Origin of the sequence: Prevotella dentalis DSM 3688, from assembly GCF_000242335.1 — a bacterium.
GTDB lineage: Bacteria > Bacteroidota > Bacteroidia > Bacteroidales > Bacteroidaceae > Prevotella > Prevotella seregens.
In genome coordinates this window covers 976,756-991,958 of record NC_019968.1, presented here as the reverse complement: position 1 = coordinate 991,958, position 15,203 = coordinate 976,756, and the positions used below count along the sequence as shown (strand labels likewise).

The following is a 15,203-nucleotide window of genomic DNA, read 5'->3' as shown; positions in this document are numbered from 1 at the left end:
GCCTACTGTTTTGCAGGAATGTTCTTCAGAATCTCGAGCAGGTGATCCCACACCATCTGCACCGTGGGGATACTGAGACGCTCGTCGGGCGTATGGACGCAGCGCAGCGTGGGCCCGAAGCTCACCATGTCGAGGTGCGGATACTTCTCGGAGAACAGGCCGCACTCCAGTCCAGCGTGGATGCCTTTCACCTGCGGCTCCTTGCCGAAGAGCTTGCGGTAGGCGTCCACCGTCACCTTGACGAGCTTGGAGTCGGGGTTCATCTTCCAGGCGGGATAGCCGTCGTTCTGCACCACTTCGGCGCCGGCCAACTGGAACACGGCTTTCACGCTGTCGGCCATGTTGCGCAGGTTGCTCATCACATTGGAACGCTGGCTGGCCACCACGACCACCTCGCCCTCGCTGCTTTGCACGCTGGCTACGTTGCTCGACGTCTCGACCATCGAGGCCAGGGCCTCGTCTTGGCACATGGCCAGCACACCGTTATCCATGGCCTGCACGGCGCGGATGAGGCCGACGCTCACCGTCTTGGGCATCACGGGCTGGGCTTCGGCGCTTTCCATGTTCCACACCATGTTCTTGTCGGTCACGTGGAACTCGTCTTCCACCCCGGCGGTAAACACGTTCCAGTCGGCGCGCACCTGCTCCTTCCGGTCGGCCGGCACGGCAAACACAATCTTTCCGTCGCGCGGAATGGCGTTGTGCATTTTGCCCGAATTCCACTGTGCCAGGCGCAGGTCGAGCTTCTCCTGCTGCATATAGAGGAAGCGGGCCATGAGCTTGATGGCGTTGGCACGCTTCTTATCGATGTCGTCGCCCGAGTGGCCGCCGTTGAGTCCCTTGAGCGAGGCCTCGATGAAGAAGTGTCTTTCAGGAGCTTTCTCGCGCTCGAAGCGGAACGTTGCCGTGGTGTTGATGCCGCCGGCACACGACACGAAGATCTGTCCCTCGTCCTCAGAGTCGAGGTTGATGAGGTAGTCGCCCGTCATGAAGCCCGCTTTCATGCCGAAGGCGCCCGTGAGGCCAGTCTCCTCGTCGCGTGTGAACACGCACTCGATGGGGCCGTGCTCCAGGTCGTCGGAGTCGAGCAGGGCCAGCTCGATGGCCACGCCGATGCCGTCGTCGGCCCCCAGCGTGGTGCCCTTGGCGTGCAGCCAGTCGCCCTCCACATAGGTCTGGATGGCGTCTTTGTGGAAATCAAAGTCCACGTCGACCAGCTTGTCGCACACCATGTCCATGTGGCTTTGCAGCACGGTGACGGCCCGCTGCTCATAGCCTTTCGAGGCGGGCTTGCGGATGATGACATTGCCCGTCTCGTCGACCAGCGTCTCGAGGCCGCGCTTGCGGCCGAACTCCTTGAGGTATGCTATCATCTGTTCCTCGTGCTTCGAGGGGCGGGGAATCTGGTTGATCCTTGCGAATTGCTCGAAAACACGAGCCGGTTTCAATTCTGCCATAACTTGATGTTTTTAAATTTTATTTTTAAAGGTTTGTCCGTTTTTTCTTTGCACTTTGCGCTTTTTGCACTAACTTTGCAGCGTTCGTGTGTCAGGACGCATGCCCCGACGGCGCGCCCACGACACTGCAAAGTTAATAAAAATGACAGAATCTCTGCTCTGCAGCGTGTTAATAATTGCTATTGCCGTGGCCCTGCTGGCCGTCAAGCTGGTGTTTCGGCGCAACGGCCGCTTCAGCTCCCAACACATCCACGACAGCAAGGCCATGCGCGACCGAGGCATCCACTGCGTGCTCGACCAGGATCGCGAGGCACGCCGCGCCGGCAAGGCCTGCTGAACGCCGCCCCACAGCATGAGAACAAAAGGACAAAACAGATATTGAAATGAACAAGAACCGCATTTTCCGCACAATGGCCGTGGCCGCACTGGCCACCGTGTGCCTGGCATCCTGTGACAAGAGCAAGCCCCAAATGGACGAGAAAGCCACACCCGCCACGGCCGGTACGGCCGCCGGCACCAAGATGGCCTACGTCGAGGTGGACTCCATCATGGTGCAGTACAACTTCTGCAAGGAGTACAGCAAGATACTCCAACAGAAAGGAAACAACATCCAGAAGACCTTGGCCAACAAGCAGCAGCAGCTCCAGGCCGCCGCTGCCAACTTCCAACAGAAGGTGCAGGCCAACGCTTACACCCGCGAGCAGGCCGAGGCCGTGCAGGCCGGACTGCAGAAACAGAACAACGACCTCCAGGCATTGAACCAGCGGCTCAGCTCGGAGTTCCAGGCCGAGACCGACCAATTCAACAAGGCGCTCCACGACTCGCTGCAGCACTACCTGGCCATCTACAACAAGAACAAGAAATATGGCATGATCTTCGCCAAGCAGGGCGACAACGTGCTCTATGCCGACAAGGCCTACGACATCACCAACGAGGTGGTGGCCGGGCTGAACAAGGCCTACAAGGGCAAGGCCGCCGCCGACAAGTCGAAGAAATAAAAAAAGGCGAGTACGGCAAAAAAGACCGGCAAATGTTTGGTTGTTCGGGAAAAACGCCGTACCTTTGCACTCGCTTACAAGGTAGCATGGCTTCGTAGCTCAACTGAATAGAGCATCTGACTACGGATCAGAAGGTTCCGGGTTTGAATCCCAGCGAAGTCACTCCTCCCCCTGCAAGCATCACCAACGGCTTGGCTCCGTAGCTCAACTGAATAGAGCATCTGACTACGGATCAGAAGGTTACAGGTTTGAATCCTGTCGGAGTCACCACAAACCAAGGATGTACGGCACGCGCCGTACATCCTTTTTGTTTTGCCCCCACCCGGTGCAATGACCTCCGTCACCCATTGGAACAATCTCCGCCAACCCTTGGTACGCCCACCACCACTCGGCGCCGTCACCCACCCCACCCTTTCACCGCCGTCCGTTTGCGCCGTCATCGCGTGGCCGTTACGGCATAATCGCGCAGCGTTTGCACCGTCGTCGCGCGGCCATTACGGCGTAACGGCAACGCCGTTGCGCCGCCAAGAAAACGCCGCGGCGGCGCAGTGGTGACACGACGAAAAAAGCCGCTGCCCGTCCCCACGCCCCAAGGCCCCGCCGAACGCCCACCCATGCCGCCCGAAGAAACGTGACAAATGGCCCCGCCGGCCAGTCCACACGCGTGCCCCACTCACCCGGCGGCAACGGCAAGGACTTGAATATTAGACACTTCGACCAAGAATTTTAACCCATCACACCGAAAAAAACCGAAATAAGTTTCCTTATCACGCGAAAAACCCGTATATTTGCAGACCGCAAAGAAAGCGTAAGTAAAATTAGATAACAATATAAGACACAAGATCAGCTATGACGAAAGCAGATATCATCAGTGAGATTACTGAGCAGACCGGCCTGCAAAAGAAAGAGGTGGCCATCGTAATAGAGAGCTTCATGGAAACCGTGAAGAAGTGCATGCTCGAAAAGAAGGAGAACGTGTACCTGCGTGGCTTCGGCAGCTTCATCATCAAACACCGCGCCGCCAAGACGGCCCGCGACATCGGTAAGAACACCACCATCACCATCGCCGCCCACGACCTGCCGAGCTTTAAGCCGGCCAAGGCTTTCGTGGACGAGATGAAAGGCGAATAATCTCGGCCGCAAACCTCCCGGAAAAAGAACAAACAAATATTATAACCACATTTTAAACATTCAAAGCTATGCCAAACGGAAAGAAGAAGAAGGGCCACAAGATGGCCACGCATAAGCGTAAAAAGAGATTACGTAAGAACCGTCACAAGAGCAAGTAAGCCCGAGAGACCGTTCTGAGGAGGGGGCCCGCCTTTGCGGCGCGCCCCTTTCTTCATTCAAACAAAAGTTTAGGAAATGACAAGCGAAGTAGTAATCGATGTAAAACCCAAGGAGATTTCCATCGCCCTCTTGGAAGACAAGCGGCTGGTGGAATACCAGAACGAACCGCGATCGGCCAACTTCTCCGTGGGAAACATCTACATTGCCAAGGTGAAAAAGCTCATGCCGGGCTTGAACGCCTGCTTTGTAGACGTGGGTTATGAACGTGACGCTTTCTTGCATTACCTTGACTTGGGAAGTCAATTCAATTCTTACGCAAAGTATCTGAAGCAGGTACAGAGCGACCGCAAGAAGCTCTACCCCTTTGCCAAAGCCAGCCGACTGCCCGACCTGAAAAAGGACGGCAGCGTGCAAACCACCCTGACCGTGGGCCAGGAGGTGCTGGTGCAGGTGGTGAAGGAACCCATCTCCACCAAGGGGCCACGCCTCACGGGAGAGCTGAGCTTCGCCGGACGCTTCCTTGTCCTTATGCCCTTTGGCGATAAGGTGTCGGTATCTACCAAGATCAAGAGCGGAGAAGAGAGAGCCCGCCTCAAGCAACTCATCCACAGCATCAAGCCCAAAAACTGCGGCGTCATCGTGCGCACCGTGGCCGAGGGAAAGCGCGTGGCCGAGCTCGACGCCGAACTGAAGATACTCAACAAGCGGTGGGAAGACGCCATCGCCAAGGTTCAGAAGACACAGAGCCGCCCGCAACTCGTGTACGAAGAGACCGGCAGGGCAGTGGCCTTGCTGCGCGACCTCTTCAACCCCAGCTACGAAAACATCTTCGTGAACGACGAAGACGTGTTCAAGGAAGTAAAGGATTACGTGGGCCTCATCGCCCCAGAGAAGGTGCGAATCGTCAAGCCTTACACGGGAAAAGTGCCCATCTTCGACAACTTCAGCATCACCAAGCAGATTAAGTCGAGCTTCGGAAAGACGGTGAACTACGCCCACGGGGCCTACCTCATCATCGAGCACACCGAAGCCATGCACGTCGTGGATGTGAACAGCGGCAACCGCTCCAAAAACGAAAAAGGACAGGAGGGAACGGCACTCGACACCAATCTGGGTGCCGCCGACGAACTGGCCCGACAGCTCAGACTGCGAGATATGGGAGGAATCATCGTAGTGGACTTCATCGACATGAACCTGGCAGAAGACCGCCAGATGCTCTACGAACGCATGTGCAAGGCCATGCAGAAAGACAGGGCACGGCACAACATCCTGCCTCTGAGCAAGTTCGGACTGATGCAGATTACCCGTCAACGCGTGCGCCCGGCCATGGACGTGAACGTGGAGGAGACCTGCCCCACCTGTAACGGCAGCGGAAAAATCAAATCGAGCATTCTCTTCACCGACCAACTGGAAGGAAAGATTGACCAACTTGTCAACAAGATTGGCGTCAGAAAGTTCTATCTGCACGTCCATCCCTATGTGGCCGCCTACATCAACCAGGGCTTTATCAGCCTGAAACGCAGGTGGCAGAAGAAATACGGACTGGGCGTGCACATCGTTCCGTCGCAGAAACTCGCTTTCTTGCAATACGAATTTTACGATTCCAAGGGCGAATTTCTGGACATGAAAGAAGAAATCGAAATCAAGTGAGGCTCCTCCGGGAGCCTCACTTTTTTGTTGCCCGTAGGGCCGCGGGCCTACGGGTGCACCTTGAAGCGCACGCGGAAGGTCATCGTCGGCTGGTCCCAGTTGGTGCCGAGCAGCTCGAAGCGGCCTATCTGGGCCGTGGAACGCACGTGCTTGCCGATGCAGGGGCACACGTCGAAGTCGCCGATGCGCACCAGCCGGATGGTATCCGAGCTGTCCTTGGGCAGCCGGTCGAGGCTCACGCCCTCGGGCAGGTTGTGGCGGTCGACGTAGTCGAAAGTCACGGGCAGGTCGTCGTCGATGAGCGCATTCATCTGCTCCTCGATGGCTTTCTCCTCCTTGCGCGTGGGTTTACGGTCGAGCACGAAGCTCATCTTACTCTTCTTGCGCTCAATGTGGGCGTTGGCCGACCGGCCGCAGCCGAACATGCGTATCATCACCTGGTTGAGCAGGTGCTCGGCCGTGTGGGCCGGCGGGAACTCGTCCTTGGCATGCACGTTGAGCACATAGGGATTTTCGTCCATACTGATACTGAATTTATAAATACGGCCGTCGTAGGGCCTGATGTCCATATCCACGGTGCCGTCGCGCTGCAGGGCGATGGGCATCTCCTGACCGGTCAGCAGGTCGATGGCCGTCACCCCGCGCTCGGGCATGTGCAGGAAGTCGAAGGCATGGCCGGGAATCACCACACCGGCGTGCACGCGCTCGCCGGAGAAGTTGATCACGATGAGCAACACCTCGTCGCCATGCTTGCGCAGGAAAGCAAACTGGTGGCGGGGGTTGAACTTCCACGTCTGCGGGTTGACATACATCAGGTCGAAAAACTTGCCCTCGCGCACGGCCGCCTCGCGGTTGGCCAGGTGCAATATCTGCTGGTAACGCAGCTGCAGACACTTCTCTGCCGGGTCGAGGCGCTGCCGGTCGAAGTAGCCACGGTAGAGCTTTTCGAGCTGCCAGTAGTCGAAGATGGTGGTGCGGCCGTCGCGTCCGGAGAATCCTTCCTCGTCCATGCCGCGCTCGCCCAGCTCCTGACCGGCGTAGACCATGAAGGGATTCTGCTGCAACATGGCCAGCAGGATGACGCCGGGCAGGGCCCGGTTGGCGTCGCCGCAGAAAGCATCGCTGGCAATGCGCTGCTCGTCGTGGTTCTCGAGGAAGTAAAGCATGTGGTCCTTGATGTCGTCAACGCTCTGCCAGCAATAGGTGATGCTGCTGGCGGGACGGTGGCCGCAGATGACGTCGCGCACGCAGTCGTACATGCCCACCTTGTCGTAGAGGTAGTCGAACCCGGCCTGGATGTAGGTGCGGTACTGGGCCGTGTCGTACACCTCGCCGATGAAGTCGACGTGGGGATGACGCAGTTTCACAATGCGGGTGGCATAAGCCCAGAACTGCGAGGGCACCATCTCAGCCATGTCGCAGCGAAAAGCGTCGATGCCCTTCGACGCCCAGAAGAGCAAAATGTCGGTCATTTTGCTCCAAGTGCCGGGTACGGGGTCGTAGTGGAAGCTGCGACCGCCGGCATCGCAATAGTCCACGCCGTAGTTGAGCTTCACTGTCTCGTACCAGTCGTTCACACCGGGATGGTTGTCGAACCGGTCGTTGCCCGTGCAGCGGGCGGGCATCTCCACGTAGGGCTCCTCGCCCTCGGCCGGCCCCACGGGCAACACGAACGGCTGGCCGGGACAATAGTAGAAATTGTTCCGGGGCGAGAAGTGCATGTCGGTGCGGTCGTCCTGACCCAGGTCGCGCACGCCGGCAGGGCGTGCAATGGAGTGGTATTCGCGGGCCACGTGGTTGGGCACAAAGTCGATGATGACCTTCATGTCGGCCTCATGGGTGCGCTGCACCAGGGCCTCGAATTCGGCCATACGGCTGGGCACATCAACGGCCAGGTCGGGGTCGATGTCGTAATAATCGGTGATGGCATAGGGCGAACCGGCCTTGCCTTTCGTCACCGAGGCGTGCTGCCGGGGAATGCCGTAGCGGGAATAATCGGTGGTGGTGGCGTGACGGATGACGCCGGTGTACCAGACATGGGTGAATCCCATGCCCCGGATGCGGCGCAGACGCACCGCATCGAAATCGTTCATCTTGCCCACGCCGTTCTCGAGAAGCGTGCCGTTCTTCTTCCGGGTGCTGTTCGGGTTGCCAAAGAGGCGTGGGAGAACCTGATAAATAAATAGTTTACTGTTCATGATGCGTCGGTGCGCAACGTGTTTAGCAGATGTCTTGGTGTAAAAAGAGACGGCACCGGCCACGCGTCGGGCCGGTGCCGTCTCTCGGTGTAGGGGTCTGTTTTCAGGCAATGCCGCGGGCGGCCACTGTCTTGTCGATGCGGGCAATCATGCCCTGCAGAGCTTTGCCGGGGCCGCACTCGGTGAAATCGTCGGCACCGTCGGCAATCATGTTCTGCACGCTGGACGTCCAACGCACGGAACTGGTGAGCTGCGCGATGAGGTTCTGCTTGATTTCGGCGGCGTCGGTGTGGGGCTTGCCGTCCACGTTCTGGTAGACGGGGCACTTGGGTGCGGCGATGGCCGTCTGCTCGATGGCAGCCTGCAGCTCGTCCTTGGCGGGCTGCATAAGCGGCGAGTGGAACGCACCGCCCACCTTGAGCGGCAGGGCACGCTTGGCGCCGGCGGCCTTCAGCTTGTCGCAAGCCTCGAGAATGCCGGCCTCGTCGCCCGAGATGACGAGCTGCCCGGGGCAGTTGTAGTTGGCGGCCACCACCACCTTGCCAGTGGCGCTGACCTCGGCACATATCTCCTCCACCTTGTCGTCGGCCACGCCGATGATGGCGGCCATGGTGCCGGGATTGGCCTCACAGGCTTTCTGCATGGCGTTGGCACGGGCGGCCACAAGGCGCAGACCGTCCTCAAAGCTCAGTGCACCGGCAGCCACGAGGGCCGAGAACTCGCCCAGCGAGTGGCCGGCCACCATGTCGGGAGCAAAGGCGTCGCCCATGCAAAGCGCCGAGATGACGCTGTGAAGAAACACGGCCGGCTGGGTGACGCGCGTCTCCTTGAGCTGGTCGTCGGTGCCGGAAAACATAATGTCGGTTATCTTGAAGCCGAGAATCTCATCGGCCTTGTCGAACAGTTCCTTGGCCAACGCATTGTTATCGTAGAGGTCCTTGCCCATTCCTACGAACTGCGAGCCCTGTCCGGGGAATACAAATGCTTTCATGTTTTGTTCTGATTGAGTTTGAATAATCTACCTGCAAAGGTACGAAAAAAAAGGCATTTTCGCACCAACGCCATGTAGGAATTACAAGAAAAAATCCCTGTCACCGGCATGGTGGCAGGGATTTGTATGTGGATATGCTTTGCAGTGCGCAATCGGGCCCTGCCTATTCGGCTGCGGGAGCCTCCTCCTCGGCCACGGGAGCCTCGGGGGCAACCTCTGCGGGAGCCTCCTCGACGGGGGCGGGCACAGGGGCGTTCTCGGCAACAACCTTCACGGGCACGCGCACCTCAACCTCCTTGTGGAAGTGAACCACGGCCTCGAAATCGCCCAGCTTGCGGGCATCGCGCATGGTGACAATCTTGCGGTCAACCTCAATGCCGCGCTTGGCCAGCTCCTCGGCCACGGTAGCTGCATTGACCGAGCCATAGAGATGGCCGGTGGCTGCCACCTTGGCGCTGATCTCCAGGGCTACGTCTTTCAGAGCCTCGGCACGCTTCTCGGCCTCGGCCTTCAGGGCGGCGAGCTTGCCGGCCTGCTGACGCAGGTTCTCGGCGAGCACCTTCTTGGCACTCTCGGAGGCAATGACGCCCTTGCCCGTGGGGATGAGATAGTTACGGCCGTAGCCGCTCTTCACGTTCACAATGTCGTTCTTATATCCAAGACCGATAATATCTTCTTTCAGTATAATCTCCATATCTTAGCCTCCTTGTCTTACTTCATCATGTCGGTTACGTATGGAAGCAGTGCAATCTGACGTGCACGCTTGATGGCCTGGGCCACACGACGCTGGTATTTTAGCGAGGTGCCGGTGATGCGGCGCGGAAGGATCTTGCCCTGTTCGTTGAGGAACTTCTTCAGGAACTCGGGATCCTTGTAGTCGATATACTTGATGCCGCTCTTCTTGAAACGGCAGTACTTCTTCTTCTTGGTGTCGATAGAAGGAGCGTTCAAATAACGGATTTCTGATTTCTTCTGCTCTGCCATAATTATGCCTCCACTTTAGCTGCCCACTTTGCACGACGCTTCTCTGCATAAGCAATGGAGAACTTGTCGAGCTTCACGGTCATGAAACGAATCACTTTCTCGTCACGGCGATAGCCTGTCTCAAGTGTGTCAACTACCGACGGCTCTGCCTTGAACTGCAACAGGCAGTAGAAGCCGGTCGATTTCTTCTCGATGGCATAAGCCATCTTCTTCAGTCCCCAGGCCTCTTCATTCAGGATTTCAGCACCCTTGTCGGTGAGCAGTTTCTTGAATTTAGCGACCGTTTCCTTCATCTGTTCATCAGACAAAACGGGAGTCAAAATGAAAACGGTTTCGTATTGATTCATACTAAACTTGTAATGAAATAAATGTTATTGTGCAAAATGCGGGTGCAAAGGTACCAATAATCGGCGAGACAAAAGGCCGTAGACGCATTGTTTTTTCGCTTTTTAACATAAATTGCGAGCTTTAGACTCCCTTTTATTCGTACTTTTGCAGCCGCAATGAAGAAGATGCAGACCATACGCAGGGGCTGGGCCGCCGCCCGCTCATGGGCCCGCAGACACAGACGCCTGTGGGGGCTGCCGCTGGTGTATGCAGGGGTGGCGCTCATCGCTGTGAGCTATGCGGCGGGACTCACCAACTACAACCTGTGCCTCTTTGTTCCGGTGGCGCTCATTGCCGCCGGCATTGCGGGCTACGTGCAGCACGAAAAACACGGGGGCAGCTACTGAACGGTAGCTGTCCCCGTGGCATAGAGGCCTCGGCGAGACCTGTTCTCATGACTCTTAGTCCTCGTCGGGCACGATGAGTTTGTAGCCCTGGCCGTGAATGTTGATGATTTCCACCTGGTCGTCGTCTTTCAGATGCTTGCGCAGCTTGGTGATATATACGTCCATGGAACGGGCGTTGAAGTAGTTGTCGTCGATCCAGATGGTGCGCAAGGCATCATTGCGCTTGAGTATCTCGTTGGCATGCGAGCAGAGCAGGGCCAGCAGTTCGTTCTCCTTAGTGGTGAGCTTGGTCTGCTTGTCGGCAATGGTGAGCAGCTGTTTCTGGGTGTCGAAAGTGTAGCGGCCAATCTTGTAGCGCGTGCTCTCCTTGTTCTTTTTGCCGCGCACCCGGCGCAGGATGGCCTCCACACGCTTCACCAGTTCCTCCATAGAGAAAGGCTTGGTGATGTAGTCGTCGGCTCCTTTGTCGAATCCCTCGAGCACGTCTTCTTTCTGCACGCGGGCCGTGAGGAAGATGATGGGCACCTGCGAATTGATTTGCCGGATGTCCTGGGCCAGTGAGAAGCCGTCTTTCTTGGGCATCATCACGTCAAGGATGCAGATGTCGAACTTGTCCTTGGTAAACTCCCGGTAGCCCGCTTCGCCGTCGGGGCAGAGCACGGCATCGTAGCCTTTGGCGATCAGATACTCGCAAAGCAGCGTTCCCAGGTTCTCGTCGTCCTCGCAAAGCAGGACTTTAATTCTCTCGTCCATAGTCTTATACTTTTAAAATGAATGATTCTTTTGTCTGCCATCGGAACCCGGAGGCACCGCGCAGGGGCCGGAGCCGTGGCGCCGCGGCCTATTCGTCCTTGATGACGGGCAGCTTGATGGTGAACGTGGTGCCATTGCCATACTCGCTGTCCACACGGATGTCGCCATCATGCAAGACGACCACGTTGCGCACGTAGGCTAGTCCAAGGCCGAATCCTTTCACGTCGTGCACGTTGCCGGTATGCACCCGATAGAACTTGTCGAAGATTTTTTTCAAGTTCTCTTTCTTCATGCCCATGCCGGTATCGCGTACCGAAAGGTAGAGATTTTGGTCGTCGTTCCACGTCCTGAGGTAGACATTGAGCGGCTCCTCGGGCTTGCGATACTTCACGGCATTGTCCATCAGGTTGAAGATCACGTTCTGAAAGTGCACCTCATCCACGTAGATGCCCGACTCGACAGCCTCCACCTCGACATAGATTTTGCCTCCGGTGTGCTCCACCCGGAGGCTGAAGGAGTTGGCAATCGTCTCTACCATCTCGTTCAAGTCGAGGTGTTTCTTCTTGAACGAGGCTTTCTTACGGTCGAACATCGACATCTGAAGTACTTTCTCCACGAGGAAGCGCAGCCGCTTGGTCTCGTCGGTCACCACTCCGGTGAGGTGCTTCATCATCTTGTCGCTCTTGGTCACGGAGTCGTCGTTAAGCATTTGGGCAGCCAGGGAGATGCTGGCAATGGGTGTCTTCAGCTCGTGGGTCATGTTGTTGATGAAGTCGTTTTTGATCTCGCTGTACCGCTTCTGGCGGAAGATGACCATGATGGTGAAGATGAACGTAATCAGCAAAATGAACGTGAACACCACGCTGGGTATCATAAACCGCACGCTGGAGAAGATGTAACTGTCGATGTCGGGGAAATGGACTTTCACCACACCCATCTTTGATGAGGGGTCGTTGCGGAAGAGTACCTGCGTGTAAGTGTACCTGACGCCCTCGTCAGTGTAGTCAGGACAGCGGTACACCTCGCGGCCGTCCTGCGTGCACACGGTGAAGTGGTAAGGGATGTTGATGCCGTTGTTCATCAGTTCGGCCTTGAGATCCTGGTCGAGAATCTTGAAGTTGACCCGCTCTTTCAGCGGCTTTTCCGAGGCCGAATAGAGCATGTTCATCACCACTTCGTCGAGCAAAGCCTTCTGATAGACATAGCGGTTCTTCACGATTTCCTGCAACGATTTACTGGCTGCGGCGGCCGAATTCTTGTCTGTTCGCAAAATCATTGCCTTAGGCATGCTGCCCGGACGGGTGGCCAGCGTCTTCAGCTCGAACGAAGAATACACCGTGCCGTCCCTGCCGGCCACGGAATATTGATGGGAGTATTGCACCGTACCATCGTTGGGTTGCCCCGACCGGGTGCCCACGCTGTCCTTGCGGTAGGCCCTGCGCTCAGTCTCGTTGACATCCTTTTCCAGATAGCGGAGGGTCTCGTTGAGCTCCAAATTGCGCGAGGCCTGATAGAGAGCGCGGTTTACACTCTCGTCGAACTGCTCCTTCTTCATGTTGGCCATCTCCTGAATATAGGTCAGCTGGAGGCCAAGCAGGATGACGAAGGACAGCCCCATGACAATGGCAATCGTCCAAATGGTCTTCTTCTTCATGCGGACAAAGATAGGCAAAAACTTAATTGCTTAACATTCAACTGTTAATTCTTTCGCCCAAATTCAATGATTTTAACTAATCAAAAGGCCATTGATGCCCTATAAACAACCAAGTCCCCGCCTTTCCATGACGGAAAGACGGGGACTTTCAATTGGGAGCGTCGTGCCTCCGGGAGATTTCGGCTCAAGCCTTTTCCCCGGTAGTTCAGGCTTCCTCCTCGGCGGCTTCGGCCTCGTGTTCGGCTATCAACTTCTGCTGCATGTCGTTGGGCACAAGCTCGTAGCTCGCAAACTTGGTGGTGAAGCTGGCCCTGCCGCCAGTGAGTGAGCTCAGTGCCACGCTGTAGTTGGCGAGTTCTTTCAACGGAATTTTGGCGGCAAGTTTCTGATAACCAGCCTCTGCATCCATGCCCATGATGATGGCACGGCGGCCCTGCAGGTCGCTCATCACGTCGCCCATATAGTCGGACGGCACATAGACTTCCAAGTCATAGATGGGCTCCAGTATCTTGGGGCCGGCGGCTTTAAAGGCATCCGAGAAAGCGTGTCGGGCCGCCAACGTGAACGAGAGCTCGTTGGAGTCCACGGGGTGCATCTTTCCATCGAACACCACGACACGCACATCACGGGCATAGCTGCCCGTGAGGGGGCCGCGTTCCATACAGTCCATCACGCCCTTGAGGATGGCAGGCATGAACCGAAGGTCGATGGCACCACCCACCACAGAGTTGATAAACACCAGCTTGCCGCCCCAAGGCAGGTCTTTTTCCTCCCTCGACTTGATGTTCATCTTGAACTCCTGGCCGTTAAAACTATAGGATGTGGGGTCGGGCATGCCCTCGGCATAAGGCTCCACAATGAGGTGCACCTCGCCGAACTGACCGGCGCCGCCGCTCTGTTTCTTATGGCGATACTCCGCCTTAGCTTTCTTGGTGATGGTCTCGCGATAGGGAATCTTCGGCTCGCCAAAGGTCACGGCCAGCTTCTCGTTGTTCTCCAGCCGCCACTTCAGCGTGCGCAAATGGAACTCTCCCTGTCCGTGCACGATGGTCTGGCGCAGTTCCTTGCTCTGCTCCACCACCCACGTGGGGTCTTCCTGGCGCATCTTCAGCAGGGCGGCCATCAGCTTCTCCATGTCCTGTGGACTGTTCGACTTGATGGCACGACTGTATTTCGAGTTGGGATATTTGATAAAATCAAATCGGTCTTCGGCTCCTTTGCCGTTCAGGGTATTGCCTGTCTTCACGTCTTTCAGCTTCACCGTGCAGCCGATGTCGCCGGCATTGAGCTGGTCCACAGGCAGCCGGTTGGCGCCGGCACAGGCATAAATCTGGCCCAGCCGCTCCTTGGAGCCACGGTCGGCATTGCTCAGATCGTCGCCCGACCTCACGCTGCCGCTCATCACCTTGAAGTACGACACCTCGCCGATATGGGGTTCCATACCGGTCTTGAAGAAGTAAAGGCGTTCCACACCGTTGCTCTCGGGAGCCACTTCCTCGCCCCGGGTATTGCGCACTCGCGGCATTTCGCTCACGAAAGGCACCACATTGCCCAGAAATTCCATGAGTCGCTGCACGCCCATGTCCTTGTGGGCATCCACGCAGAATACGGGGAAGATGCTGCGGGTCACGAGTCCTTTGCGGATGCCCTCGCGCATCTCGTTTTCCGAAAGCGCCTCTTCCTCAAAGAATTTCTCCATCAGCGCATCGTCGTTTTCGGCGGCCGCCTCTACGAGAGCCTTGTGCAATTCCATGGCCTTGTCCATCTCCTCGGCGGGGATTTCCTCGCGCTTGGGCTCGCCACCATCGGGTCCCCAGGAAAGTTTCTTCATGATAAGCACGTCTATAAGGCTGTGGAAACCCGGCCCGGTCTCCAGCGGATATTGTATCTGCACGCACTTGGGGCCGTAAATCTCCTGCATCGTAGAGATGATATTGTCATAGTCGCACTTCTCGGAATCGAGTTGATTGATGAGGAAGATGACCGGTTTCTTGAGCTTTTCAGTATATCTGAAGCAGTTCTGCGTACCCACTTCGGGGCCATACTGGCCGTTGATGAGTATCACTGCCTGGTCAGTTACATTGAGCGAAGTGATGGCACCGCCCACAAAATCGTCCGAGCCGGGACAATCAATAATGTTCAGCTTCTTGTTGTTCCACTCAACATGGAAGACCGTCGGGAATACCGAATAGCCATATTCCAACTCCACGGGGAAGTAGTCGCTCACGGTGTTCTTGCCCTCGATGGAGCCACGACGCTTGATGATGCCGGCTTCGTAAAGCATACTCTCGGCAAGAGTGGTCTTGCCGCTACCCGCACTGCCCAGCAAGGCAATGTTTTTGATTTCGTCTGTCTGATATACTCTCATATCAAAAGATTTAAGTTGTTAGTAATGTATAAGTGTCTTGTTAAGGTTAGGAGCCGTCGTCTCCAAAACGTTGCTAAAGATAGGCAAAAAACAAATAGGCTCCAAAAGAAAGCCCCGGGAAACCGG

The 15,203-nt window shown here is 56.6% G+C and carries 14 protein-coding genes and 2 tRNA genes; 7 read left to right on the top strand and 9 right to left on the bottom strand.

What is annotated here, in order from left to right; all coding sequences use genetic code 11:
• Positions 1-2: 2 nt before the first annotated feature.
• On the bottom strand, positions 3-1,457 hold the full coding sequence (locus tag PREDE_RS11165; RefSeq protein ID WP_005847677.1) for an aminoacyl-histidine dipeptidase: 1,455 nt from the start codon (positions 1,455-1,457) through the stop codon (positions 3-5).
• Positions 1,458-1,599: 142 nt separating this feature from the next.
• On the opposite strand from PREDE_RS11165, the gene PREDE_RS11160 reads away from it, so the two are divergent.
• From PREDE_RS11160 to PREDE_RS11135, 6 genes are all read left to right on the top strand, one after another.
• Positions 1,600-1,794 (top strand): hypothetical protein, encoded by a 195-nt coding sequence (locus PREDE_RS11160; RefSeq protein ID WP_015310497.1) that lies wholly within the window; start codon positions 1,600-1,602, stop codon positions 1,792-1,794.
• Positions 1,795-1,840: 46 nt separating this feature from the next.
• Positions 1,841-2,455, top strand: a complete 615-nt coding sequence (locus PREDE_RS11155; protein ID WP_005847680.1) for an OmpH family outer membrane protein — start codon at positions 1,841-1,843, stop codon at positions 2,453-2,455.
• Positions 2,456-2,543: 88 nt separating this feature from the next.
• Positions 2,544-2,617 (top strand) — tRNA-Arg (locus tag PREDE_RS11150).
• Positions 2,618-2,648: 31 nt separating this feature from the next.
• A tRNA-Arg gene (locus tag PREDE_RS11145) sits at positions 2,649-2,725 on the top strand.
• A 579-nt stretch (positions 2,726-3,304) separates the two neighbouring features.
• Positions 3,305-3,586: an HU family DNA-binding protein gene (locus PREDE_RS11140; protein WP_005847681.1), complete on the top strand. Its 282-nt coding sequence runs from the start codon at positions 3,305-3,307 to the stop codon at positions 3,584-3,586.
• Positions 3,587-3,820: 234 nt separating this feature from the next.
• Positions 3,821-5,395 (top strand): Rne/Rng family ribonuclease, encoded by a 1,575-nt coding sequence (locus PREDE_RS11135; RefSeq protein ID WP_005847684.1) that lies wholly within the window; start codon positions 3,821-3,823, stop codon positions 5,393-5,395.
• A gap of 47 nt (positions 5,396-5,442) precedes the next feature.
• Here the strand turns inward: PREDE_RS11135 and PREDE_RS11130 are convergent, their stop codons facing one another.
• From PREDE_RS11130 to rpsF, 5 genes are all read right to left on the bottom strand, one after another.
• On the bottom strand, positions 5,443-7,593 hold the full coding sequence (locus PREDE_RS11130) for an alpha-amylase family glycosyl hydrolase (RefSeq protein ID WP_005847686.1): 2,151 nt from the start codon (positions 7,591-7,593) through the stop codon (positions 5,443-5,445).
• A 103-nt stretch (positions 7,594-7,696) separates the two neighbouring features.
• Complete coding sequence (gene fabD / locus PREDE_RS11125) at positions 7,697-8,584, bottom strand: ACP S-malonyltransferase (RefSeq protein WP_005847687.1); 888 nt, start codon at positions 8,582-8,584, stop codon at positions 7,697-7,699.
• 163 nt (positions 8,585-8,747) lie between these two features.
• Positions 8,748-9,278, bottom strand: a complete 531-nt coding sequence (rplI, locus tag PREDE_RS11120) for a 50S ribosomal protein L9 (RefSeq protein ID WP_005847688.1) — start codon at positions 9,276-9,278, stop codon at positions 8,748-8,750.
• Between the two features lie 17 nt (positions 9,279-9,295).
• Positions 9,296-9,568 carry a 30S ribosomal protein S18 gene (gene rpsR, locus PREDE_RS11115; protein ID WP_005847690.1) on the bottom strand — a complete coding sequence of 91 codons (273 nt, stop codon included), beginning with the start codon at positions 9,566-9,568 and terminating at the stop codon, positions 9,296-9,298.
• A 2-nt stretch (positions 9,569-9,570) separates the two neighbouring features.
• A complete protein-coding gene (gene rpsF / locus PREDE_RS11110) occupies positions 9,571-9,915 on the bottom strand; it encodes a 30S ribosomal protein S6 (protein ID WP_005847691.1) in 345 nt (114 codons plus the stop codon).
• Positions 9,916-10,071: 156 nt separating this feature from the next.
• Between rpsF and PREDE_RS11105 the strand changes: the two genes are divergently transcribed.
• A complete protein-coding gene (locus PREDE_RS11105) occupies positions 10,072-10,302 on the top strand; it encodes a hypothetical protein (RefSeq protein ID WP_005847693.1) in 231 nt (76 codons plus the stop codon).
• Positions 10,303-10,356: 54 nt separating this feature from the next.
• On the opposite strand, the gene rprY is transcribed toward PREDE_RS11105, so the two are convergent.
• The 3 genes from rprY to PREDE_RS11090 form a co-directional block, all read right to left on the bottom strand.
• Positions 10,357-11,055: a response regulator transcription factor RprY gene (gene rprY / locus PREDE_RS11100; protein ID WP_005847695.1), complete on the bottom strand. Its 699-nt coding sequence runs from the start codon at positions 11,053-11,055 to the stop codon at positions 10,357-10,359.
• An 88-nt stretch (positions 11,056-11,143) separates the two neighbouring features.
• Positions 11,144-12,709 (bottom strand): sensor histidine kinase, encoded by a 1,566-nt coding sequence (locus tag PREDE_RS11095; RefSeq protein ID WP_015310496.1) that lies wholly within the window; start codon positions 12,707-12,709, stop codon positions 11,144-11,146.
• Positions 12,710-12,914: 205 nt separating this feature from the next.
• Complete coding sequence (locus PREDE_RS11090; protein ID WP_005847699.1) at positions 12,915-15,077, bottom strand: elongation factor G; 2,163 nt, start codon at positions 15,075-15,077, stop codon at positions 12,915-12,917.
• Between the last annotated feature and the right edge of the window lie 126 nt (positions 15,078-15,203).